17 protein-coding genes are annotated in these 21,780 nt (G+C 72.6%); 6 read left to right on the forward strand and 11 right to left on the reverse strand.

Annotation, left to right across the window (positions count from 1 at the left end; translation table 11 throughout):
- Positions 1–53: 53 nt before the first annotated feature.
- The 3 genes from C3488_RS08990 to C3488_RS09000 form a co-directional block, all read right to left on the reverse strand.
- Positions 54–1,073, reverse strand: coding sequence for a ketopantoate reductase family protein (locus tag C3488_RS08990; protein WP_103838802.1), 1,020 nt, complete (start codon positions 1,071–1,073; stop codon positions 54–56).
- A 121-nt stretch (positions 1,074–1,194) separates the two neighbouring features.
- Positions 1,195–1,569, reverse strand: coding sequence for a DUF4440 domain-containing protein (locus tag C3488_RS08995; RefSeq protein WP_103838803.1), 375 nt, complete (start codon positions 1,567–1,569; stop codon positions 1,195–1,197).
- On the reverse strand, positions 1,562–2,110 hold the full coding sequence (locus C3488_RS09000; RefSeq protein WP_103838804.1) for a DUF1697 domain-containing protein: 549 nt from the start codon (positions 2,108–2,110) through the stop codon (positions 1,562–1,564). The genes C3488_RS08995 and C3488_RS09000 overlap by 8 nt, the downstream gene beginning before the upstream one ends.
- Before the next feature lie 243 nt (positions 2,111–2,353).
- Here C3488_RS09000 and C3488_RS09005 point away from each other — a divergent pair, with 243 nt between their 5' ends.
- Entirely contained in the window at positions 2,354–4,615 is a 2,262-nt protein-coding gene (locus C3488_RS09005) for an MMPL family transporter (RefSeq protein ID WP_103838805.1), read from the forward strand.
- A 225-nt stretch (positions 4,616–4,840) separates the two neighbouring features.
- A complete protein-coding gene (locus C3488_RS09010; RefSeq protein WP_103838806.1) occupies positions 4,841–5,704 on the forward strand; it encodes a phosphotransferase enzyme family protein in 864 nt (287 codons plus the stop codon).
- A gap of 40 nt (positions 5,705–5,744) precedes the next feature.
- On the opposite strand, the gene C3488_RS09015 is transcribed toward C3488_RS09010, so the two are convergent.
- Positions 5,745–6,674 carry a LysR family transcriptional regulator gene (locus C3488_RS09015; RefSeq protein ID WP_103838807.1) on the reverse strand — a complete coding sequence of 310 codons (930 nt, stop codon included), beginning with the start codon at positions 6,672–6,674 and terminating at the stop codon, positions 5,745–5,747.
- A gap of 94 nt (positions 6,675–6,768) precedes the next feature.
- Here C3488_RS09015 and C3488_RS09020 point away from each other — a divergent pair, with 94 nt between their 5' ends.
- Entirely contained in the window at positions 6,769–7,746 is a 978-nt protein-coding gene (locus C3488_RS09020; RefSeq protein ID WP_103838862.1) for a DMT family transporter, read from the forward strand.
- Positions 7,747–7,760: 14 nt separating this feature from the next.
- On the opposite strand, the gene C3488_RS09025 is transcribed toward C3488_RS09020, so the two are convergent.
- The 4 genes from C3488_RS09025 to C3488_RS09040 form a co-directional block, all read right to left on the reverse strand.
- Complete coding sequence (locus C3488_RS09025) at positions 7,761–8,483, reverse strand: 3'-5' exonuclease (protein ID WP_103838808.1); 723 nt, start codon at positions 8,481–8,483, stop codon at positions 7,761–7,763.
- Between the two features lie 108 nt (positions 8,484–8,591).
- Positions 8,592–9,830 (reverse strand): SAV2148 family HEPN domain-containing protein, encoded by a 1,239-nt coding sequence (locus tag C3488_RS09030; RefSeq protein ID WP_103838809.1) that lies wholly within the window; start codon positions 9,828–9,830, stop codon positions 8,592–8,594.
- A gap of 115 nt (positions 9,831–9,945) precedes the next feature.
- On the reverse strand, positions 9,946–11,277 hold the full coding sequence (locus tag C3488_RS09035) for a copper amine oxidase (RefSeq protein ID WP_103838810.1): 1,332 nt from the start codon (positions 11,275–11,277) through the stop codon (positions 9,946–9,948).
- Between the two features lie 55 nt (positions 11,278–11,332).
- The gene (locus C3488_RS09040; RefSeq protein ID WP_103838811.1) at positions 11,333–12,139 is read right to left on the reverse strand and encodes a Tat pathway signal sequence domain protein; all 807 of its coding nucleotides are present in this window, start codon (positions 12,137–12,139) and stop codon (positions 11,333–11,335) included.
- A 313-nt stretch (positions 12,140–12,452) separates the two neighbouring features.
- Between C3488_RS09040 and glgX the strand changes: the two genes are divergently transcribed.
- Both glgX and treY read left to right on the forward strand, forming a co-directional pair.
- A complete protein-coding gene (gene glgX / locus C3488_RS09045) occupies positions 12,453–14,561 on the forward strand; it encodes a glycogen debranching protein GlgX (protein WP_103838812.1) in 2,109 nt (702 codons plus the stop codon).
- 110 nt (positions 14,562–14,671) lie between these two features.
- Positions 14,672–17,023 (forward strand): malto-oligosyltrehalose synthase, encoded by a 2,352-nt coding sequence (gene treY, locus C3488_RS09050; RefSeq protein WP_103838813.1) that lies wholly within the window; start codon positions 14,672–14,674, stop codon positions 17,021–17,023.
- Between the two features lie 102 nt (positions 17,024–17,125).
- Here the strand turns inward: treY and C3488_RS09055 are convergent, their stop codons facing one another.
- The 3 genes from C3488_RS09055 to C3488_RS09065 form a co-directional block, all read right to left on the reverse strand.
- Positions 17,126–17,614, reverse strand: coding sequence for an SSI family serine proteinase inhibitor (locus C3488_RS09055; RefSeq protein ID WP_103838814.1), 489 nt, complete (start codon positions 17,612–17,614; stop codon positions 17,126–17,128).
- Complete coding sequence (locus C3488_RS09060; protein ID WP_181138945.1) at positions 17,611–18,936, reverse strand: M14 family zinc carboxypeptidase; 1,326 nt, start codon at positions 18,934–18,936, stop codon at positions 17,611–17,613. Before C3488_RS09060 ends, C3488_RS09055 begins: the two co-directional genes overlap by 4 nt.
- A 210-nt stretch (positions 18,937–19,146) precedes the next feature.
- Positions 19,147–19,698 (reverse strand): DUF1707 and FHA domain-containing protein, encoded by a 552-nt coding sequence (locus tag C3488_RS09065; protein ID WP_103838816.1) that lies wholly within the window; start codon positions 19,696–19,698, stop codon positions 19,147–19,149.
- A 173-nt stretch (positions 19,699–19,871) separates the two neighbouring features.
- On the opposite strand from C3488_RS09065, the gene treZ reads away from it, so the two are divergent.
- On the forward strand, positions 19,872–21,617 hold the full coding sequence (treZ, locus tag C3488_RS09070; protein WP_103838817.1) for a malto-oligosyltrehalose trehalohydrolase: 1,746 nt from the start codon (positions 19,872–19,874) through the stop codon (positions 21,615–21,617).
- Positions 21,618–21,780 lie beyond the last annotated feature (163 nt).

Raw genomic sequence — 21,780 nt, forward strand, 5'->3', positions numbered from 1 at the left:
GGGGGCAACGCGGCAGCCTACCCGGGGGCGCCCGCCACGGCCCCGGCGGCAGCCTACCCGGGGGCGCCCGCCACGGCCCCGTCGGCGAGTCGCACCAGCTCCGCCACCGGCAGCGACCCGGGCGCCCGGCGCTCCCGCGCGAAGGTGGTGGCGAGCCGTTGCAGCAGTTCGTTGAGCGGGGTCGGCACACCGTGCAGGCGGCCCAGGAGGACGATCTCGCCGTTGAGGTAGTCGGCCTCGATGGTGCCGGTGCCACGGGTGAGGGACTGCCAGGAGGAACCGCCACGGCGCTGCGCCCCCGCGAGCGGCACCAGGCGCACCTTGTCGCCGCGCGCCTCCTTCTGCTCCGCGCCGCTCGCGTACGGGATGCCGGCCGCCTCGAGCACCGACTCGCCCTCGGCCCGCACCCGCGCGTACAGCGAATCCGCCTCCTGTCCGGTGAGCGGCCCGCTGACCGCCTCGACGGCGTTGGCGAGGTTGCCCAGCAGCTTGGCGTACTGCCAGCGCGTCACGTCCGGCACGACCGGGGCCTCGAACCGGGCCTTCTCCAGGTCGGCGGCGATCCGGCGGGCGGTGTCGTCGGTGCCGTGCGGATACCGGCCGAGGTGCAGGACGCCGGTGAGCGGGGTGCCCGCGGCGGAGACGACGCCCGGTTCGACGAAGGTGGCCGGCAGCCACACGCAGACACCGTAGACACGGCGGAAGCGGCGCAGGGCGAGCCGCTGGCTCTCCACGCCGTTCTGCGCACACACCAGCGGGAGCCGCTCGGCGGCCGTACCGCCGCCCCGCACCTGAGCCGGGCCCCAGGTGTCCAGCGCGGCCTCGCTGTCCTGGGTCTTGACGGCCAGCACGAGGACGTCGTCCGTGCGCAACTCGCCCAGCGCCGAAGGCCCGTCGACAACCGGCAGCCGGTGGGTGTGTTCGCCGTCCGGGGCGAGGAAGCGCAGTCCGCGCTCGCGCAGCGCCGTGTACTGCGCACCCCGCGCGACCAGGACCACCTCGTGGCCGACCTCGGCGAGCCGCGCCCCGACCGATCCGCCGACGGCCCCGGCTCCGATGATGATGTAGCGCATGCCGACGAGCCTCGCACACCCGCGCGTCGACCTCTGCCCCGGGGGCTCGTCGGCCCTTGCCCTGGGGGACGGTGGATCACGTCCCGGGCATGGCCTCCATGGATCTGCCTGGATCTCCGCGTCACGTGGTCCCGGGGCCGAACGGCGTCCCCTGGTGGAAGTACAGCTGCCAGCCGTCCTCGGTCAGCCGCCACAGCGAACTGCGGTGCGCGTGCCGGCCGCCGTTCTCCGTGTCGAAGGTGAGGTGCACCAGGTCCGGGGCCAGCTGGACGCCCTTGACGGGCGAGGTGACGGACGGACGCGCCCCCGCATCGGCCGTCGAGGCCAGCATCTCGATGACGGAGGCCCGGTCCCAGTGCCGCCCGGAGACGCCGAACTCGTGGAAGTCGGGGTGCAGCAGCGCCCCGACCAGTTCGGGTGAGCACCTGACCTCCGGGTCCAGGAGACGCAGTTCGCGCTCGATCGCCGCCTCGACGGCCGGGCCCCGCTCAGGCACGGGTCAGCTCCTCCAGTTTGACGACCGTGTTCCAGTTGCGGGTGGTGGCGATCAGCCCCTTGTTCAGCCGGGGCCTCGAGAGCTGTTCGGCGAGCTTGGACCGGCCGAGGCCGTCGGGGGCGTAGAGGTAGAGCGCGCGGTCGCCGAGCCGGAACTCCTCCGGCAGGTACGGGGCCGGGTCGATCTCCGCGAAACGATCGGCCTCCACCGGCCCCGAGAAGTACGTGACGTGCAACTGCCTGCCCTCGAGCTCGTCGGCCGGGAACGGGCAGGCCTCGCGTACGGCCTTCAGGTACGCGTGGTCGCGCACGAGCACGTCGACCCGGAAGCCGAAGTCCTTCTCGATCGCCTCCTCGAGCTCCGCCGCCAAGGACTCCTCGTCACCGTGGTCGGCGGTGAACACCGCGTTGCCGCTCTGCAGATACGTGGCCACCCCGGTGTGACCCAGCCCGGTCAGCAGCTCCCGCAACCGCGCCATCGGCAGCTTCCGGTTGCCGCCCACGTTGATCCCCCGCAGCAGCGCCGCGTACGTCGTCGTCATGCCCACACCCTAGAGCGGACCGCCGGGCGGGCGCCCGGACCCTGATCCGGGCATCGAGCAACCCGGAAAGGTGTAAGGGGCCGCTGTCCTCCCGGATGGTGAGGCCGCCCGGTCCGAGGGGATGAGCCGGGGCGCTCGCGGTTCACCGGGCAGCACGACGAGTCCCGCTTATGCCGCCCCTACCTTCGAAGCGAACGGTGACGGCAGGAGGCCGTCACCCGCACAGAGGGGGGCAAGCCCGTCATGGGGAACGGAGATACGCGGGTGCGGGGCATCGCCGCCCGGGCCGGCGGCTGGAGCGCCCGGCACCGATGGGCTGCCGTCGGCATCTGGGTGCTGTTCGTCGTGCTGGCCATGGCCGTCGGCTCGGCCGCCGGGCGCGTCGACATCAAGGACAGCGACGAGCTCAAGGGCGAGACGCACACCGCAGCGAAGATCATCGAGGACGCGGGGATCAAGCAGCCGGCCGGCGAGAGCGTGCTGATCCAGGCGAAGGACGGCGCCACCACGGCCACCGACCCGCGGTTCCGCGCCGCCGTCACCGCGGTCGTGCGGGCCGTGGACGGCACCGGCCGGGTGACGGACGTGACATCCCCGTACGACACGAAGACCATCTCCAAGGACGGCCGCAGCGCCCTGGTGCAGTTCGACATGCGCGGCGAGGCGGACACCGCCGGTGACCGTGTCGAGCCGGTGCTCGAGGCCGTCGCCGGGGTCCAGAAGGACCACCCGCAGCTGCGGATCGAGGAGATCGGCGCCGCCAGCATGCGGAAGACGTTCTCCGACGCGTTCGGCAACGACTTCAAGCAGGCCGAGTACTCCGCGGTGCCGGTGGCGCTCGGCATCCTGCTGATCGCGTTCGGCGCGCTGGTCGCGGCGCTCCTGCCGGTCGCGCTCGCCATCACCGCGATCATGGCGACGATGGGCCTGATGGGCATCGTCAGCCATCTGCAGGCGATGAACGACACCGCCAACTCCGTGATGCTGCTGGTCGGCATGGCCGTCGGCGTCGACTACTGCCTGTTCTACGTGCGCCGCGAGCGGGAGGAGCGCGCGGCCGGGCGTGATGCGGGCACCGCGCTGCGCATCGCCGCAGCGACCAGCGGACGGGCCGTGATCGTCTCCGGTGTCACGGTGTGCGTGGCGATGGCGGGCATGCTGTTCACCGGACTCGCCACGTTCGAGGCGATGGGCCTGGCCTCGCTGATGGTGGTGGCGGTCGCCATGGTCGGCTCGGTGACCGTGCTGCCCGCGCTGCTGTCGCTGCTGGGCAAGCGGGTCGAGAAGGGCCGCATCCCGTTCCTGCACCCCGACAAGCGGCGCGCCCGCGCCGGTCGCGGCGCCGACGAGGGCAGCAGGCTGTGGAGTGCCGTCCTGAAGGTGGTCCTCGCCAGGCCCGCCGTCTCCCTGGTGGTCGCGGCCGGTGCGCTGCTGGCGATCGCCGCGCCCGCGCTCGGCATGAAGACCCAGAACCTCACCCTGGACCAGGAGTTCGGCGACAAGCTGCCCATCGTGGCCACCTACAACCGGGTCAACGAGGCCTTCCCCGGCGGCTCCGAGCCGGCCCAGGTCGTCGTCAAGGCGAAGGACATCAACGCTCCCGGGGTGAAGGCCGCGATCGCCAGCTTCCGCACCGAGGCGATCGCTTCGGGCGCCTCCCGCGGCCCGGTCGACGTCAAACTGCACGACGCGCAGAACGTGGCCGTGATCTCCGTCCCGCTCGTCGGCGGTTCCGACCTGGACAAGGCGGGCGAGAGCCTGGAGCTGCTGCGCGACAGGGTCCGGCCCGACACGCTCGGCAAGGTGGAGGGCGTACAGGCGCCGATCACCGGTCAGGTCGCGGGCTCGCACGACTTCAACGACCAGCTCGTCGGCTCGGTGGTGCCGGTCTTCGCGTTCGTGGTGGTCTTCGCCTTCCTGCTGATGCTCCTTTCGTTCCGCTCCCTGACGATCGCGATCACCTCGATCGTCCTGAACCTGCTCTCGGTCGGCGCGGCCTACGGCATCCTGGTCGCAGTCTTCCAGCACGGCTGGGGCGCGTCGCTGGTGGGCGCGCACGGGGTGGGCGCCATCATCACCTGGCTGCCGCTGTTCCTCTTCGTGATCCTGTTCGGCCTGTCGATGGACTACCACGTGTTCGTGGTCTCCCGGATCCGCGAGGCCCGTCTGCGGGGCCGGACCACGAAGGACGCGATCACTCACGGTGTGGTGACCACGGCCGGAGTCGTCACCAGCGCCGCGGTCATCATGGTCGCCGTCTTCGCGATCTTCGGAACGCTGTCCATGCAGTCCATGAAGCAGATGGGCGTGGGCCTGGCCGCCGCGGTCCTGATCGACGCGACCCTCATCCGGGGCGTGCTGCTGCCGGCGGTGATGGCACTGCTGGGCGAGCGCAACTGGTACCTGCCGAAGTGGCTGCACCGGCTGCCGGACCTCACGCACGACGAGGCGCCGCAGGAGATGGCACCGGCGGTGCGGGACGAGAGCGAGCCGCTGGGGGTGTGAACCCCGCCTGAGCGAGGGCCCGTCGGCGACCGGGGAGCCGGCGGGCCCTCTCCTTGTGGGCAGCCGGCGGCCCTCCCTGTGCGGGGATCTCACATCGCCGACGCCCGGTGCAGCCTGGGCCACTTGTCCGCGGGTTCGTCCGGCCCCGGCCGGTGGCCGTCCCGACCTGCGTGAATGCGACACTGGCAGACCTCGAGGGACCGATGGAGGACACGGAGGCGGGCGATGGACGAGACGCGGGCGCGGGATGTGCTGGACGCGGCGGGCGTACTGCCGGGTGCGGCGCGGGACGCGCGGCTCCTCGCCCTGGGTGAGAACGCGGTGTTCGCCGTCGGGGATCTGGTGGTCAAGGTGGGCCGCGACGCCGAGCTGCTGGACCGGGCGCGGCGTGAGCTGGACATCGCGGTCTGGCTGGCCGAGGCGGATGTTCCGGCGGTACGGGCCGCGGAGCCCGAGCCGCTGCTCGTCGACGGGCATCCCGTGACCGTCTGGCACCGGCTGCCCGATCCCGTACGCCCCTCCGAACCGCGCGACCTGGCCGAACTGCTGCGGATGGTGCACGCCCTCCCCTCCCCCGCCTTCGCCCTGCCGCCCCGCGATCTGCTGGGCGGGGTGGAACGCTGGCTGCGGCTCGCGGGCGACGCGATCGACCCGGCGGACGCGGCCTATCTCCGCGAGCGCCGCGACGGGTTCGCCGCCGCGGCGGCCGCCCTCACCCCGCACCTGGCGCCCGGACCGATCCACGGCGACGCGCTGCCGCGCAATGTGCACATCGGCCCAGGCGGCCCGGTCCTGGTCGACCTGGAGACCTTCTCCGCCGATCTGCGCGAGCACGACCTGGTGGTCATGGCGCTCTCCCGTGACCGCTACGGTCTGCCGGCCGAGGCGTACGACTCCTTCACCGCCGCCTACGGCTGGGACGTACGCGCGTGGGAGGGCTGCTCGGTGCTGCGCGGTGCCCGTGAGACGGCCAGCTGCGCCTGGGTCGCCCAGCACGCGCCCAGCAACCCCAAGGCCCTCGCCGAGTTCGAGCGCCGGGTGGCGTCGTTGCGGGACGGGGACGAGACGGTGCGCTGGTATCCGTTCTGAGAGCCATCGGTTTCGTTCAGCGGCCCGCTCCGCGCCGCCGTCAAGCCGTGGCGGGCGCCGGCTCCCCCGCGTCCCGGTCCTTGATCGTCCCTGCGGCGCGGCGCAGTTCGGCCAGCACCGTGCGGACCGCGGTGCGCGCCGTGCGTTCGGGGCGGCACAGGGCGTCGATGTGCCGCCTGGCCCGGACGCCGTCGATCGGCCGGAGGACCAGTGCCGGGTGCGGGCGCATCGTCCAGCGCGGCATCAGCGCGATACCGCCGCCGGCGGCCACGGCCTCCGCGACCACCGCGAACTCGTTGATCCGGTGGACCAGCCGCAGCCGGCGCCCGGCCGCGGCGGCGATGGCCTCGATGGTGGCCATGACGGGGAACCCCTCGTGCACGGTGATCCACGGCTCGTCGGCCACGTCGTGCGGGGTGAGTCTCCGCTTGCCCGCCAGCGGATGGTCTGTGGGCAGCGCCACGTCGAGCGGTTCGCGCAGCAGGGTGGTCACGGTCACCGTGCCCGGCCACGGCGGGGCGTGATCGAGGCGGTGGGCGAGCACGAGGTCGTACTGCCTCGTCAGCCGGGGGAAGTCCTCCTGCGGCACGTCCTCGTCGGCGAGCGCCAGCCGGGGCGAACCGGGCCCGCTGCAGGCCCGCAGCAGCGGCGGGAAGAACGCCGAACCGGCGCTGTGGAACGCCGCCAGCGACACCTCGCCGTCCGCTGTCCCGACGAACTCCTCCACGGCGCCCCGGGCCCGCGCCAGCGCCGTCTCCACCTCCACGGCCGCGCCCGCGAGGGCCTGCCCGGCGTCGGTGAGCACCAGCCGCCGCCCGTGCCGCTCGGTCAGCGGCACCGGGACCGAACGCTGCAGCAACCGCAGTTGCTGGGAGATGGCCGACGGCGTCACCAGCAGCGCCTCGGCCACCGCGGTGACACTGCCGAGTTCGCCCAGCTCCCGCAGGATCCGCAACTGACGTTCGTCCATTCCCGCAGTGTAGGGGTAGTGTGTAGGCACACTAAACGATCGTTTTAGAAACTGGTTCTGGGCTTCAGGGTCCTGCCCGGTGCACCGTGAGCGTGTGTTCCACACCCGCCGTACCGATGCGGTACTCCTCCTCGTCGCGCTCGTCTGGGGTTCCAGCTATCTCTCCGCCCAGACAGCGGTGTCCGCGCTGCCCGTCCCCGCGGTCCTGTTCGCCAGGTACGCGCTCTCCGCACTGGCCTGCCTGCTCCTGGTCCAGGGCACCGCCCGCCGTGGACGGCGCCGGTGGACACGGGACGAGGCACGGGCCGGAGTGCCGCTGGGGCTGACCCAGGCCGCGGTGCTGGCCGTGGAGACGTACGGAGTCGCCCACACCAGCGCCGCCAACGCGGGGCTGATCATCAGCCTGACCATCGTGCTCACCCCACTGCTCGACCGCTCCGGTCACCCCGGCGGGCTGCCGCCCTCCTTCCACGCCGCAGCGGGTGTGTGCGTCCTGGCCGTGGGACTCCTCATGTCCGGCAACGGCTTCCACGCGCCCGGACTCGGCGACCTGCTGATGCTCGCCGCCGCCGTCGTGCGGGCCGTGCACGTGGCCCTGGTCGGCCGGCTCACCGCGGGCCGCGCGGTGCGTCCCCTGCACCTGACGACGCTGCAGACCGTCATCGGCACGGCGTTGTTCCTCCCCGCCGGCGCCACCGCCCTGCCCGACTTCGCGCACGCCGGCGCCGCGACCTGGGTTCAGCTGCTGTATCTGGCCCTGTTCTGCAGCGTGTTCGCCTTCCTCGCGCAGACCTGGGCCGTCCAGCGCACCTCCGCCAGCCGCGCCGGTCTGCTGCTCGGCACCGAGCCCGTGTGGGCGGTGGCCGTGGGCGTCGTCCTCGGCGGCGACCACCTCACCCCGCTCACCGGCCTCGGCTCGGCCCTGATGGTCGCCGGAACCTACTGGGGCCAGTCCGTCGAGCGCGCCCACCGTTCGGCCGCACCGGACCCGGCGCACCGCCCCGCCCCCGCGCATCACACCGGAACCGAGAAGAACACCACGCGCGGGACCACGGCGCCCACCGTCTCCTGAACACCCGGCCCGCCTCAGACCCTCCCGTCCACCGCCTCCCGCAGCGGCCACGTACCGTCCACCACCGCCTCCGTGTCGCCCTTGGCGCGCAGGAACTCCTGGAAGTCGGCCGCCCAGTCCGCGTACCACTCGATCTGGCGGCGGTGCAGCTCCGCCGGGCCGAGGGCCGCGACCTTCGGGTGGCGGCCGGCTATCGCCGCGGCCAGCCGGGCCGCGGCCAGCGCGTCCGCGCCCGCGTTGTGCGCGGACTCCAGCGCCACCCCGTACTCCGCGCAGACAGCTTCGAGGTTGCGCTTGCCACGGCGGTAGCGCTCGGCCCAGCGGTCGATCGTGTACGGGTCGATGACCGGGCCCGGTGCCAGGCCGCCCAGACGGTCGCGCAGGGACGGCAGTCCGTGCCGTCGCAGCTCGGCGGAGAGCAGGGTCAGGTCGAAGGCCGCGTTGTAGGCGACGACCGGGACTCCCGTCCTCCAGTACGCCACCAGGACCTCGGCGATCGCGTCCGCGACCCGGTCGGCCGGGCGGCCCTCGGCCATCGCCCGCTCGTTGCTGATCCCGTGCACCGCGACCGCGTCGGCCGGGATCTCCACGCCCGGATCCGCCAGCCAGTCGCGGCGGCCGAGCGGCTCCCCGTCCTTGACCTCGATCACCGCCCCCGTGACGATGCGCGCCTCATACGGATCCGTCCCGGTCGTCTCCAGGTCGAAGCCGATCAGCAGCTCCCGGTGCCAGGCCATGGCGGCCCCCCTTCGTGGTGGTGCTTTCCCCCAGTGGCCTCCACCCTCGCATGCGCCACTGACAATCCGAGGACCGGATTCCGCTTCCGGTCGGCACCATGGGACAGTTCAGGACACCGGACGCGAATCCGCCCAAGCCAGTTCGAACTCCTCGCGGTAGGTGGGGAAGAGCCCGTTCTCCTCGGCGTCGTCCGACCTGACGACCCGGCTGCCGCCGCGCAGCACCAGCACCGGCGCCTCCATGCCGCGGGTGCGCCGCAGGTAGGACTGCACGACCGCGATGCCGTCGGAGCCGTCCCCGTTCACCAGGTACGCGGTGAAACGGGGCGTTTCGTCGAAGACCTGGATCTCGAAGGCGCCCGGGTCGTGCAGCTTCGAGCGCACCCGGCGCATGTGCAGGATGTTCATCTCGACCGCGCGGCTCAGCTCGCCCTTCCTGATGCCGAGCTCCCGCTCGCGCCGTTTGACCGCGCTGGAGGCCGGGTTGAGGAACAGCAGCCGCACCCGGCAGCCGGACTCGGCGAGTCGTACCAGCCGCCGGCCGGAGAAGTTCTGCACCAGCAGGTTGAGGCCGATGCCGATGGCGTCCAGGCGCCGGGCACCGCCGAAGATGTCCTCGGCGGGGAACTGCCGCAGCAGCCGCACCCGGTCCGGGTGCACGGCGACCACGTCCGCGTACCGGTCGCCCACCAGGTCCTCGACCGCGTCGACGGGCAGCCGGCGGGCGGAGGGCACGTCGCCGCCGGCGCCCAGGATCTCCAGGAGCCTGGCGGAGGCGCGCTCGGCCTGCGCGAGGACCGCCTCGGACAGGGCCCGGTTGCGGGAGACCACGTTCCGGGTCACTTCCAGCTCGTCCAGCGCGAGTTCCACGTCGCGGCGCTCGTCTATGTACGGCTCGAAGCACGGCCAGTGCTGCACCATCAGCTCGCGCAGCTGCGGCAGCGTGAGGAAGCTGAGCACGTTGTCGTCGGCGGGGTCGAGCAGATATCCCTTGCGGCGGCTGACCTCGCGCACCGCGACCGCCCGCTGCACCCACTCCTGGCCGGCCGGTCCGGCGGCGGCGACCACCCAGTCGTCGCCGTGGACCGGTTCGTAGACGGGGCGGAGAACGGCGGCCACTACCGCGCGCAGCCGCTGCTCCACGAGATTCAGCCAGATGTAGGCCCGCCCGGCCCGCTGGGCGCGGGTCCGCACCTCGCGCCAGGCGTCGGCGTCCCAGTCCAGTTCCGGTCCGATGGATCCCATCTCCATCGGCCGTGCCAGGGACACCGCCCCGGGCGGGACATCCGCGGAGTTCCCCTCGTGTCCCTCGTCACCAGGGGGCAGCTCCAGCCCTCCCGAGCCCACCCGCGCACCGCCTTCCGCTCCCCCGAGCCTCCCCAGGGGCAAGGCCCCGGCCAACGATCAAGGAAGACTACTCCGGGAGTGCGGCACGGTGCAGCCGGATGGACAGGGTCATTCCTCAACTACCGTTTCGCGGACGTCCGTTCTGGTCGGCGAGGGCGGGCGGAGTGAGCGGATTCATAGCCGTGACGTCGCGCGGAGCGATGGAGAAGCCCTGCCAGTGGACCGGCATGGGCTGCTGGTCCTCGTCACGCGCGACGTGGTGGAAGCCGACGTTCACCCACACCACCGGGTGAGTGAGAGTCTGGCCGTTGACCCATGCGTCGACCGTCTTGGCCGCCCCCGTACCGCAGTTGCCCACGTTGTCACTGGCGAACTGCTCGCACGGCTTGTACTCGGTGAAGTAGATGTCGTGCTTGGTGAAGTCGTGGCCGAGGTATTTGGTGGACGCCCCGGGGACGATCTCGTACGAGCGCGGGTGGCCGTCCTTGTTCTTGCCGGCGTCGCTGACGACCCGCCACCAGCGCATGTTCTCGGCGTCTCCCGCGAGTTCCTTGGTGACGGTGGTACGCCTCGTCCTGTTGCTGGGCGCCTGGGCGCCCCGGGCGGGCGGGCTGACCACGGAGTCGTACTGCTCGATCCTGTTCCTGGAGGAGCCGTCGAGGCCGAAGTCGAGCCGCCAGAAGACGTTGTGGCTGTGGCTGGTGGCGTACGAACGGGCCCCCTGGCCGATCGGCCAGCCGCGGCCGTCGCCCGCGTCGTAGTCGTACGGCGAGAGGCTGCCGGTGGCGCCGACGTTCATGCTGACCGTGCCGTCGTCCTGGAAGCGCCATTCGGTGATGTACTCGTACCAGCCGACCTTGTTGACGGTGTAGACCAACAGGTCCTTGCCCTGGGCCTGGTAGACCTTGTTCCCGTCGTCGCTCTGCATACGGTAGGCGTGTCCGCGTGAACGGGTCGTGACGCACAGGCCGTTCACGTTCGGGTGGCGCGGGTCCACGGCGTTCGGCACCTTCACCGACTTGATGGTGCCGCCGGGACACTCGGCGGGCGCCATGTTCATCAGGCCCTGCGCGAACCCGGCGCCCGTCAGGTCGCTGTACTCGACCGAGCCGTCGTCGTAGGGGACGTCTATCTGGGCGAGCCGGGCGCTGTTCAGGACCTTGATCGGGCGGCTCTCGCCCGGCGGCTGGTAGGAGACGTGCTCCAGCACCAGACCGGCGTATCTGTCGTAGCGCCGGCACATCCGCCAGGTGGTGCCGGTGGAGAGCTTCTGCTCGATCCGGTAGGCGGCACCGCACTCGGCGGCCGGCGCCGCGGCGGTCCTCGGCCCGGCGAAAGCCGGGGTGGCCGCCGTGCCGCCGAAGGCGAGCCCGGCGGTCAGCAGGCCGGCCATGGCCCGCCGGTGGAGCGACCACCGCCGGGCACGGCTGTTTCTGTTCACGCGCATGACGAAGAGACTCCTGTCGCACTGAGTGAGAAGGACGAAGGGAAGGCGAGGCGGTTCAGCCGAGCCTGCCGACCTTTCGGGCGCTCAGGTCGATCACGAAGGACCGGCCGTCGATCCAGGCACCGTTCGGGATCTTCGGGAGGAGCCGCACACAGCGGTGCGTGCCGCACTGGTCGAGGACCGGGGGCTGGGCACCCGGGACCGCTCGGTAGACGATGCCGGTGAGCATCAGCTGGCCGGGCGAGGTGAGCTCCTTGCCGGTGGCGTCCTTGTAGTCGGCCTTCAGACCCGCGCCGAGCGGGTCGGCGATGAGGAGCCGGGCCGCCTCGGCGTTCTCCTCGCGGGTGAGGGGCGGCTGCACACCGTGCTGGGCGCCCGTTCCCTCGACCTTCCCGGAGCGCAGCTCGACGGTCTTGGTGACGAGAGCGTCGCTCTTGTAGTCGTAGAGAGTGACCTCCGCGCGTCGGGGCGCGTTCGGGTCGTCCAGTTCGTCCGCGTCCGGCTCGGCGAGGTCGACGGCGAGGCGTTGCGGGCCCTTGCCGCCCTCGACGTTCTGCCCGGCGGCGAGCTGCGGGCCGCTCAGCGCGATGCGCTCGGCGCGCCGCACCTCGTCGTCGGTCAGCGGGTCGTCGCCCTTGCCGGTCGCCCCCTCTGCGGGAGCCTGCTCGACGACACCGGGCCCCACGGACTGGTCCTGCTGCCGGGCGGCCTGCCGGGCAGCGAGCCCGCCGCCCCTGCCACCGGGCTCCTCGGCCCCCGCCGAGCCCGGCAGCGTGATCCCGACCATGACGGCGGTCCCTGTCACCGCGATGGCCGCACCCGCCACCACCTTGCCCAGGTGGCGACGCACTGTACTGCGCACATTTCCCCCTACTCCCCCTGCGTTGCGGGAGTGGCTCGAGCCCCACTGGTTCGGCACACCACGGCGCGCGGTGGTCAGCGCGCGCGCCGGGTGTGCGCTGGTCGGCCGTTAAGAGGGGTGCACGTGAGGGGAGGTTCCCTCGTCCAAGGGATCCGGGGGCGCCGCGGGCGATTCGCGCCATACTCGTCACTCGAAGAGGGACCGAGCAGGATGGGTCAGGATTCCCACCGGCTCAGGAGGGGGAGCAGTCACTTTCGGGAACTCGGCCGCAGGGCGCCCCCAGAGGGCCGGCAAAGCTGGGAGAGTCGAATTCATGCAGGTCTGGCCTGGAGAGGCGTATCCGCTCGGTGCCACCTATGACGGCGCCGGAACCAATTTCGCGGTCTTTTCGGAGGCCGCCGACCGGATCGAGCTGTGTCTGCTGCACGACGACGGCTCGGAGACGGCGATCGAGCTGCGGGAGACGGACGCGTTCGTCCGGCACGCGTATCTGCCGGGGGTGATGCCCGGGCAGCGGTACGGGTTCCGGGTGCACGGTCCGTACGCCCCCGAACGTGGGCTGCGCTGCAACTCGGCGAAGCTGCTGCTCGACCCGTACGCGCGTGCGATCAGTGGCACGGTGAGGTGGGGCGAGGAGGTGTACGGCTACCCGTTCGGGTCCCCCGACAAGCGCAACGACCTGGACTCGGCGCCGTACACCATGGCGTCCGTGGTGATCAACCCGTACTTCGACTGGGGCGACGACCGCAGGCCGCGCACCGAGTACCACCGTACGGTGATCTACGAGGCCCATGTGAAGGGCCTGACGATGCGCCACCCGGCGCTTCCCGACGAGCTGCGCGGCACGTACGCCGCGCTCGCCCACCCGGCCATCATCGAGCACCTGACCGAGCTGGGCGTCACCGCACTGGAACTGATGCCCGTACACCAGTTCGTCAACGACCACCGTCTGGCGGACATGGGCCTGAGCAACTACTGGGGCTACAACACGATCGGTTTCTTCGCCCCGCACAACGCGTACGCCTCGTGGGGCGACCGCGGCCAGCAGGTCCTGGAGTTCAAGTCGGCGGTGAAGGCGCTGCACGAGGCCGGTATCGAGGTCATCCTGGACGTCGTCTACAACCACACCGCCGAGGGCAACCACCTGGGCCCCACGCTGTCCTTCCGGGGCATCGACAACCCCTCGTACTACCGGCTGGCGGACGACCCGCGGTATTACATGGACACCACGGGGACCGGCAACTCCCTGCTGATGCGCTCGCCGCACGTCCTGCAACTGATCATGGACTCGCTGCGCTACTGGGTCACCGAGATGCACGTGGACGGCTTCCGGTTCGACCTGGCGGCCACCCTGGCACGGCAGTTCCACGAGGTGGACCGGCTGTCGTCGTTCTTCGACCTGGTGCAGCAGGATCCGGTGGTCTCCCAGGTGAAGCTGATCGCCGAGCCGTGGGACGTCGGCGAGGGCGGCTACCAGGTGGGCAACTTCCCGCCCATGTGGACCGAGTGGAACGGCAAGTACCGCGACACCGTGCGCGACCTGTGGCGCGGCGAGCCGCGCACCCTCGCGGAGTTCGCCTCCCGGCTGACCGGGTCCTCGGACCTCTACCAGGACGACGGCCGCCGCCCGCTCGCCTCCATCAACTTCGTGACCTGCCACGACGGCTTCACGCTGCACGACCTGGTCTCGTACAACGAGAAGCACAACGAGGCCAACGGCGAGGACAACCGCGACGGCGAGAGCTTCAACCGGTCCTGGAACTGCGGTGCCGAGGGCGAGACCGACGACCCGGAGGTGCTCGAGCTGCGGGGCCGGCAGATGCGGAACTTCATCGCCACACTGATGCTCTCCCAGGGCGTGCCGATGCTCAGCCACGGCGACGAGTTCGCGCGCACCCAGAACGGCAACAACAACGCGTACTGCCAGGACAGCGAGCTCTCCTGGGTCCAGTGGCCCGAGGACGGCAGCGATCTGCTGGAGTTCACCCGCGCGATGGTGTGGCTGCGCCGCGACCACCCGGTCTTCCGCCGGCGCCGTTTCTTCCACGGCCGCCCGGTGCAGGGCACCCACGACGAGCTGTCCGACATCGCGTGGTTCACCCCGGAGGGCGAGGAGATGACCCAGCGGGACTGGACGTCGGGGCAGGCGAGCGCGCTGACGGTGTTCCTCAACGGCAACGCGATCTCGGAGCCGGGGCAGCGCGGGGAGCGGATCACGGACGACTCGTTCCTGCTGATGTTCAACCCCTCGCCGAAGACCCTCGACTTCGTGGTACCGGTCGACCACGGGCGCCAGTGGCAGGTGGTCGTCGACACGGCCGTCCCGGAGGGGCTGCCGCCGGGCACCGGTACCAAGATCGAGGCCGGGGGGCGGCTGACCCTGGTGGACCGGAGCCTGGTGGTGCTGCAGCGGCCGGACTAGCGGGTGGTCCGGGCGCGGGGCACGCGCGCGTGGCGGACGTTTTCCGGGGGCGGCCGGGTCGGCGGCGCGTCGATGACACGAAAGGCGGCGAGGCGGGTACGTAGCTTTCCATGACACCTGAGCGTCCCGGCCCGACGGTGCCCACGGCCACGTACCGGCTGCAGTTGCAGCCGCGGTTCCCGTTCGGTGCGGCGGAGGCGGCCGTGCCGTACCTGGCCGCCCTCGGCGTCTCGCACCTGCATCTGTCGCCGATCCTGGAGGCCGTCCCGGGGTCGGCGCACGGCTACGACGTGGTCGACCACGCACACGTGCGGGACGAGCTCGGCGGCGAGGCGGGGCTGCGCTCCCTGGCGCGCACGGCGCGGGAGCACGGGCTGGGCCTCGTCGTGGACATCGTGCCCAACCACATGGCCGCCTCCCCCCGGCACAACCGGGCCCTGTGGGAGGTGCTGCGCGAAGGTCCGGCGTCGCCGTACGCCCGCTGGTTCGACATCGACTGGGACGCGCAGGGCGGGCAGCTGCTGGTGCCGGTCCTCGGGGGCCGGCTCGGCGAGGTGATCGAGGACCTCGAGGTCGACGGGGACGTGCTGCGCTACCACGAGCACGTCTTCCCGTTGCGCGAGGGCACCGGGAAGCTGCCGCTGCCCCAGCTGATCGACGCCCAGTGGTACCGCCCGGTGTGGTGGCGGCTGGCCCGTACCGAGCTGAACTACCGGCGGTTCTTCAGCATCTCCGAGCTGATCGGGGTGCGCGTGGAGGACCCGGAGGTCTTCGCCGCGACCCATGACACGCTGCTGCGGCTGCTCGACGAGGGAGTCGTCGACGGTCTGCGCATCGACCATCCGGACGGTCTCGCCGACCCGGAGGTGTATCTGCGCCGGCTCGACACGGCCACCGGCGGGCGCTGGACCGTCGTCGAGAAGATCCTCGCCGACGGCGAGCACCTGCCCACCGCCTGGCCGGTCGCGGGCACCACCGGGTACGACGCGCTGCGGCACGTGGACGGGCTCTTCGCGGACCCCGCGGGCGCCGAGGAGCTGCTCGGCCACTACCGGCTCTTCGCGATCCCGCGCGGCGACCGCGGCGGCCAGTGGGCCTCGACGGTGCGGCGCGCCGCCTACGAGGTGGTCACGCACGAGCTGGCGACCGAGGTGGAGCGCCTCACCCGCGTGGCGAGCCGGCTGTGCGCGACGTCCCCGGACCCTGCCCTGCGCGACCACGCGCCCTGGGCGCTGCGCACGGCGCTGCGGGAACTCCTCGTCCGCATGGAGGTGTACCGGCCGTACGCCTCGCAGGACGCCGCCGAGGTGGTCACCGAGACGGCCGCCGCCGAGGCCCGGGCCGCGTTCACGGTGCCCGAGGAGGCGCACGCGGTGACCGTCGTACGCGCCCTGGTGCTGGGGCGGGCCGGAGAGGGGCCCGGCCTCGAGGAGTTCCGGGCCCGGTTCGCGCAGACGGCGTCGGCGCTGCGCGCCAAGTCCGTGGAGGACACGGCGTTCTACCGCTATGTGCCGCTGCTGTCGGCGAACGAGGTGGGCGCAGAGCCCGGTGTCCCGGCCGTGACCCCGGAGGACTTCCACGCGTACTGCGCGCGCGTGCAGCGCGACCGGCCCGTCACCGGGACGGCGCTGTCGACCCACGACACCAAGCGCAGCGCGGACGTGCGGGCGGCGATCTCGGTGCTCACGCAGTGCCCGCAGCGCTGGGACGACGTGCTGGCCGAGGTGACTCGCGCGGACGGTGACGCACCGGACCCGCAGCTGGCGTGGGCGGCCTGGCAGACCCTGTTCGGGCTCGGGCAGGCGGACGAGGAACGCCTGAAGGGGGCGCTGCTCAAGCACGTCCGGGAGGCGGGACTGCACACCTCGTGGACCGAACAGGACCCCGCCTACGAGGAGGCGGTGGCGGCGTTCGTCTCCGAGGGTCCGTGCGGGGCGCCAGGGCGGCTCGTGACGGCCCTGAGGGACGAGCTGGCACCGCACATCCGGGCGAACGTCCTGGGGGCCGCTCTGGTCCAGCTGACGATGCCGGGCGTGCCCGACGTCTACCAGGGCACCGAGGGCGAGTACCGGGCGCTGGTCGACCCGGACAACCGGCAGCCGTTCGCACCGCAGCGGACGGCCTCGGACAAGGCGGACCTCACCAGGGCCGCGCTGCTCCTTCGCCGCCGGCGCCCGGAGGTCTTCGGTGCCTCGGCGACGTACGCGCCGCTGGCGGCCGACGGCCCGGGTGCCGCGCACTGTGTGGCCTTCGTGCGCTCGGGTGAGGTGCTCACGGCGGTCACCCGGCTGTCGCTGCGGCTGGCGGAGGCGGGCGGCTGGCACGACACGTCCCTCCCGCTGCCGCCCGGCCGCTGGGCCGACGCGCTGGCACCGGAGCGGGAGTACGAGGGGCGCACGCGCCTGGCGGACCTGTTCGCACGGCTGCCGGTGGCGCTGCTGGAGCGGGTGGGCGGGCGGTGAGGCCGTGCCCCTGCGCGCCGTACGAGGCGTTCCTCACCCCCGCGGGGCGCGGGCTGCACCAGCGGCGAGCCCGCGCGTCCACGCACGCGCGCGGGGGGGTCGTCAGCCCCTCCCCCGCGCGCGTGGGGTGCCGGTGAGGGCCCCGGGCGCGTGCCGACCGCCCGGCACCGAGCGGACCGGTGTCTGGTCCGACAGCGCGAACACCGCGCCGGTCTTCGCGGTCAGGTCGCAGCTGTTCGCGAAGGTGTGGGTGTAGTCCACCTTGTGGCCGTTCCACTCGCCGCGCGCGGAGACGGTCACGGGGGCGTAGAGCATGGTGCAGTAGGACTCCGCGGGCGGGATGCGGCGGATGTCCCCCTGCACGGCGGCCAGTTGGTCGCAGGCCTGGGCGGCCCGTGCGTGTCCCTGGGGCGGGTCGCAGATCAGGAGCGTGCCGCGGACGTCGCGGGAACGGGCGTCGCCCTTGGTGACCGTCAGATAGAGCCAGTTGCCGCCGGTGGCCGCCCGCGGCGTGGCCTGGGCCGGTGTCGCGATGAGCAAGGCGGTCGCGGCGAGCAGGGCGCCGCGCAGGGCCAGGATCGTCTTGTTCATTCCCTGTGCATCGGCACCGCGGGCTCCGAACCCCAGTCCTTCTCACCCGAATGGGAGCGTACGGCCGCGTACTGCCCGGCGAGTTCGAAGGCGGCGAGCACCACCCGCGCCTGGTACTCGGCCTGGCGCGCCACCGGGATCCAGCGTGCGCCGTAGCCGTCGTGGTAGTCGGCGCACCAGGCGTCGATCAGCCGGTCCAGCTCGGGCAGCAGGTCGGCCGCCGCGCGCCCGGCGGCCCTGGCGAGCTGGTGCAGCAGTCCCGCGGTGCGCAGCGCGACCCGGCGGCCGGAGATACCGAGGGCGGTCAGCCGTGCGGTGTCCAACGGCGGCAGCGGCCGCCGGCCGGCGCCGTACAGGTCGGGGTCCCAGGAGTCGGCGAGTCCGGGTCCGACCAGTAAATAGTCGTCCACCGGGGCGAGCAGCCGGGCCGCGTCCGGCACGGTGTCCAGGTGGGGGCGGACACGGGCCAGCAGGTCCTCCAGAAGGCGCGTGTCACGGCGCAGCGTGCCGCTGACGGCCCGCAGGACCGCGTCGGGGTCGGCGAGCGGTGAGGGGTCCTCCACGGCGGCCACGCCCCACATGGGTGCCTCCACGACCGCGGTGACGGTGCCGTAGCGGTGCGGGTGGAACCAGGTCGACTCGACCGCGGCCTCCGTGATCGCGGCGGCCAGGTCGCCGCGGCGCGGGGGTGGGATGCGGTACACGGCGGGGCCGAGGAGCGGCCAGTACAGGGTGTCGTAGGGGCCGAGTTCGCGCGGGATGCCGAGCCGGGCCGCGGCGTGGGCGAGCCGCTGGGCCATGCCCGGCAGGTCGTGGGTCAGTTCGACGAAGCCGCCGCCGACGTCGACGCCGTGCAGGGAGCACTGGAAGAAGGGCCGCAGTTCGTCCTGGAGGTCCAGCAGGGCGCGGGTCTCGGGCAGGGCGGCGCGATCGGCGCCGTCGGGAAGCCACTCGGGCTGTTCGAGGAAGCCGGGGCGGAAGAAGTTCCGGAAGTACCGGCCGAGGGTGTACGGGCCGGACAGCCAGCCCTCGTTGCGCCGGGCGCCGTCGGGGTCGAGGCACAGCAGCAGGTTCCAGGTGGTGTCTGCGTCCCGGCCGAGCCGGGGGTCGGCCAGCGCCCGTTCGGCCAGGCGCAGGGCGGTGGCGCCGCCGACGGGCTCGTTGGCGTGCGGTCCGGCGACGACGAGGGCGTGGCGGCTGCCGTGGCCGACGGAGAGCAGCCACAGGGGCGTGCCGCCGCGGGACGTGCCCACGCGGCGGAGCCGGGCGTCGCGCGGGTGGCCGGCGGCCAGCGCGGCGGCACGGGCGCCGAGTTCGTCCACGGTCGGGTAGCGGAGGAGGGGCGGCAGGGCACACCTCCCCTGTGTGGCGCCGTCGATTCACCTGCTGTGCATGGCGTACGCACAGTCAGTCACGGCTGAGCAGGTACGTCAACACCGTGGGAGGTACCGAAGACCGGGTGGTGACGGCACGGCACTCCGACGGCGTAACGCGCTCCGGCCCGGCGGGCCGGTCCTCGCGGGGAGGGCGTCCTACACCGACGCCAGGCGGAACGTCACCCTCCCGAAGCCGATCTGGTCGCCCTCTCGGACGACCGCGGCGCCGATCACCCGGCGGCCGTTGACGGTGGTGCCGTTCGTGGAGCCGAGGTCGCGCAGTATCCACAGCCCGCCCTGACGGCTCAGTTCGGCGTGCACACGGGAGACCGTCTCGTGGTTGAGCCTGAGGCCGCTCGCCGGGTCGCGGCCGATCCGCAGCGGATAGGGGCTGCCCGGGTGGGGCAGCAGCAGTTTGGGCAGCCGCTCGGCCTGCCAGGCCCGCCGCAGCCGAACGGGGAACCCGGAGACCGCCTCCACGGTCCCGAACACGATCCGCGACCAGCGCTTCTCGGTGGGCAGATCGGCGGTGAGGGCGGCCAGCTCGTGCGGCTGCCGGGCGACCAGGGCCAACTCCATGCGCCGCAGGAACGTGTCGTGCGACAGACGCCCCAGGGCGACGCCGTCGCGGAGCATCTTCAGCGCCCTGTCGCGTTCGGCGTCCGAGAGCCGCGCGGGGTACGTGTGGAACTCGAAGGACGACGTCACGGACGTGATTGTCGGTCAGTCGGCCCGGAGGTGTCCAGAAGACGCAAAGAGTGGGCCAAGCCGCCGTCAGGGTCGTTCCGTGTGACGAAAGGGTCGATCGGGCGGCGAAGTGATCGCGTTTTGACGCACCATGGACGGACTACATCACGATGGGCAGACGAGGGGGAACGTCAGTGCGGTTCGAGGTGTGGGCGCCACAGGCCGGCCGGGTCACGCTCCACTGCGGCGGCGCCACGCGCGCGTTGGAGCGCGATCCGGAGCGCGCCGGGTGGTGGGCGGGCGAGGCGGAGGCCGAGGACGGCACGCGCTACGGCTTCGCGCTGGACGACGGCCCGGTGCTGCCCGATCCGCGCTCGCGGCGCCAGCCGGACGGGCCCGACGGGCAGAGCGCGGTGGTCGACCACGGACGGTACGCGTGGCGTGCCGCGTGGCCGGGGCGCGCACTGCCGGGCGCGGTGCTGTACGAGCTGCACGTGGGCACGTACACCCGTGAGGGCACGCTGGACGCGGCGGCCGAGCGGCTCGAGCACCTGGCGGAACTGGGCGTCTCGCACGTCGAGTTGATGCCGCTGTGCCCCTTCCCGGGGCGGCACGGCTGGGGTTACGAGGGCGTCTCGCTGTGGGCGGTGCACGAGCCGTACGGCGGCCCCGCGGCGCTGAAACGGTTCGTCGACCGGGCGCACGAACTCGGCCTGGGCGTGGTGCTGGACGTGGTCCACAACCATCTCGGCCCCTCCGGCAATCACCTCCCCGCCTTCGGTCCGTACTTCACCGACACCCACCACACGCCCTGGGGCTCCGCCGTGAACCTGGACGCGCCCGGCTCGGACGAGGTGCGCGCGTATCTGATCGGCAGCGCACTGGCCTGGCTGCGCGACTACCGGATCGACGGCCTGCGCCTGGACGCGGTCCACGCGCTGCACGACACGCGCGCGATCCACTTCCTGGAGGAGCTGTCCGAGGCGGTGGACGCACTGGCCGCCGAGGTGGATCGGCCGCTGTTCCTGATCGCCGAGTCGGACCTGGCCGACCCGCGCCTCATCACTCCCCGCGCGGAGAACGGCCTCGGCGTCCACGCGCAGTGGAACGACGACTTCCACCACGCACTGCACACCGCGCTGACCGGCGAGTCGCAGGGCTACTACGAGGACTTCGCCCGCGCGCCCTTCGCGGCCCTCGCCAAGACCCTGACGGCCGGCTTCTTCCACGACGGCACGTACTCGACGTTCCGGGGCCGGCGGCACGGCCGCCCGCTGGACCGCAGCCGGGTGTCCGCCCACCGCCTGCTCGGCTACTCCCAGACCCACGACCAGGTCGGCAATCGCGCCCAGGGCGACCGGCTCTCGGCGTCCCTCTCCCCCGGCCTGCTGGCGTGCGCGGCGACGCTGGTGCTCACCGCCCCCTTCACACCGATGCTGTTCATGGGCGAGGAGTGGGCCGCGGGCACGCCCTGGCAGTTCTTCACCGACCACACCGATCCCGACCTCGCCGACGCCGTACGACGCGGCAGGCGACGGGAGTTCGCCGCGCACGGCTGGGCGGAGGAGGACGTGCCCGACCCTCAGGACCCGGCGACCCGGGACCGCTCGTGCCTCGACTGGTCCGAGCCGGAACGCGAGCCCCACGCGCGCGTGCTGGCCTGGTACCGGGAGCTGGTCGCCCTGCGCCGCGCACAGCCCGACCTCTCGGACCCCGACCTCGGGGATGTGAAGGTCACCTACGACGAGGACGCGCGCTGGCTCGCCTTCCGCCGCGGGGACGTCCGGGTCGCCGTCAACCTCGCCAAGGAGCCGGCGCGCATCTCCCTGGGTCTCCGCGACGCGCGTGTGCTGGCCGCCTGGGAGCCGGTTCAGCCACCGGACGAGGACGGCGTGGTGACCTTGCCGGGCGAGTCGTGCGTGGTGCTGACGCAGGAGTGAGGTGGAGGCGCACCCGCTGGCGGCAGACGTGCGCGCGAGCGTTTGCGCTCGCGTCGACGTGACGGCGCACGCACCCGGCCGCCCACAGGCGCTGGGCGCCGCGGCCGGGGCACAGGCCTCCGCGCCCGGCGCGGCCGGGCGGATGCGGTGGCGGCACGGGCCG

The sequence above is a fragment of the Streptomyces sp. Ru72 genome (assembly GCF_002920635.1).
Taxonomy (GTDB): domain Bacteria; phylum Actinomycetota; class Actinomycetes; order Streptomycetales; family Streptomycetaceae; genus Streptomyces.

Coding starts and splice junctions, on each gene's coding strand:
- C3488_RS08990 (WP_103838802.1), bottom strand. CDS start 1,073: ATGCGCTACATCATCATCGGAGCCGGGGCCGTCGGCGGATCGGTCGGG.
- C3488_RS09000 (WP_103838804.1), bottom strand. CDS start 2,110: ATGACGACGACGTACGCGGCGCTGCTGCGGGGGATCAACGTGGGCGGC.
- C3488_RS09005 (WP_103838805.1), top strand. CDS start 2,354: ATGGGGAACGGAGATACGCGGGTGCGGGGCATCGCCGCCCGGGCCGGC.
- C3488_RS09010 (WP_103838806.1), top strand. CDS start 4,841: ATGGACGAGACGCGGGCGCGGGATGTGCTGGACGCGGCGGGCGTACTG.
- C3488_RS09015 (WP_103838807.1), bottom strand. CDS start 6,674: ATGGACGAACGTCAGTTGCGGATCCTGCGGGAGCTGGGCGAACTCGGC.
- C3488_RS09025 (WP_103838808.1), bottom strand. CDS start 8,483: ATGGCCTGGCACCGGGAGCTGCTGATCGGCTTCGACCTGGAGACGACC.
- C3488_RS09035 (WP_103838810.1), bottom strand. CDS start 11,277: ATGCGCGTGAACAGAAACAGCCGTGCCCGGCGGTGGTCGCTCCACCGG.
- glgX (WP_103838812.1), top strand. CDS start 12,453: ATGCAGGTCTGGCCTGGAGAGGCGTATCCGCTCGGTGCCACCTATGAC.
- treY (WP_103838813.1), top strand. CDS start 14,672: ATGACACCTGAGCGTCCCGGCCCGACGGTGCCCACGGCCACGTACCGG.
- C3488_RS09055 (WP_103838814.1), bottom strand. CDS start 17,614: ATGAACAAGACGATCCTGGCCCTGCGCGGCGCCCTGCTCGCCGCGACC.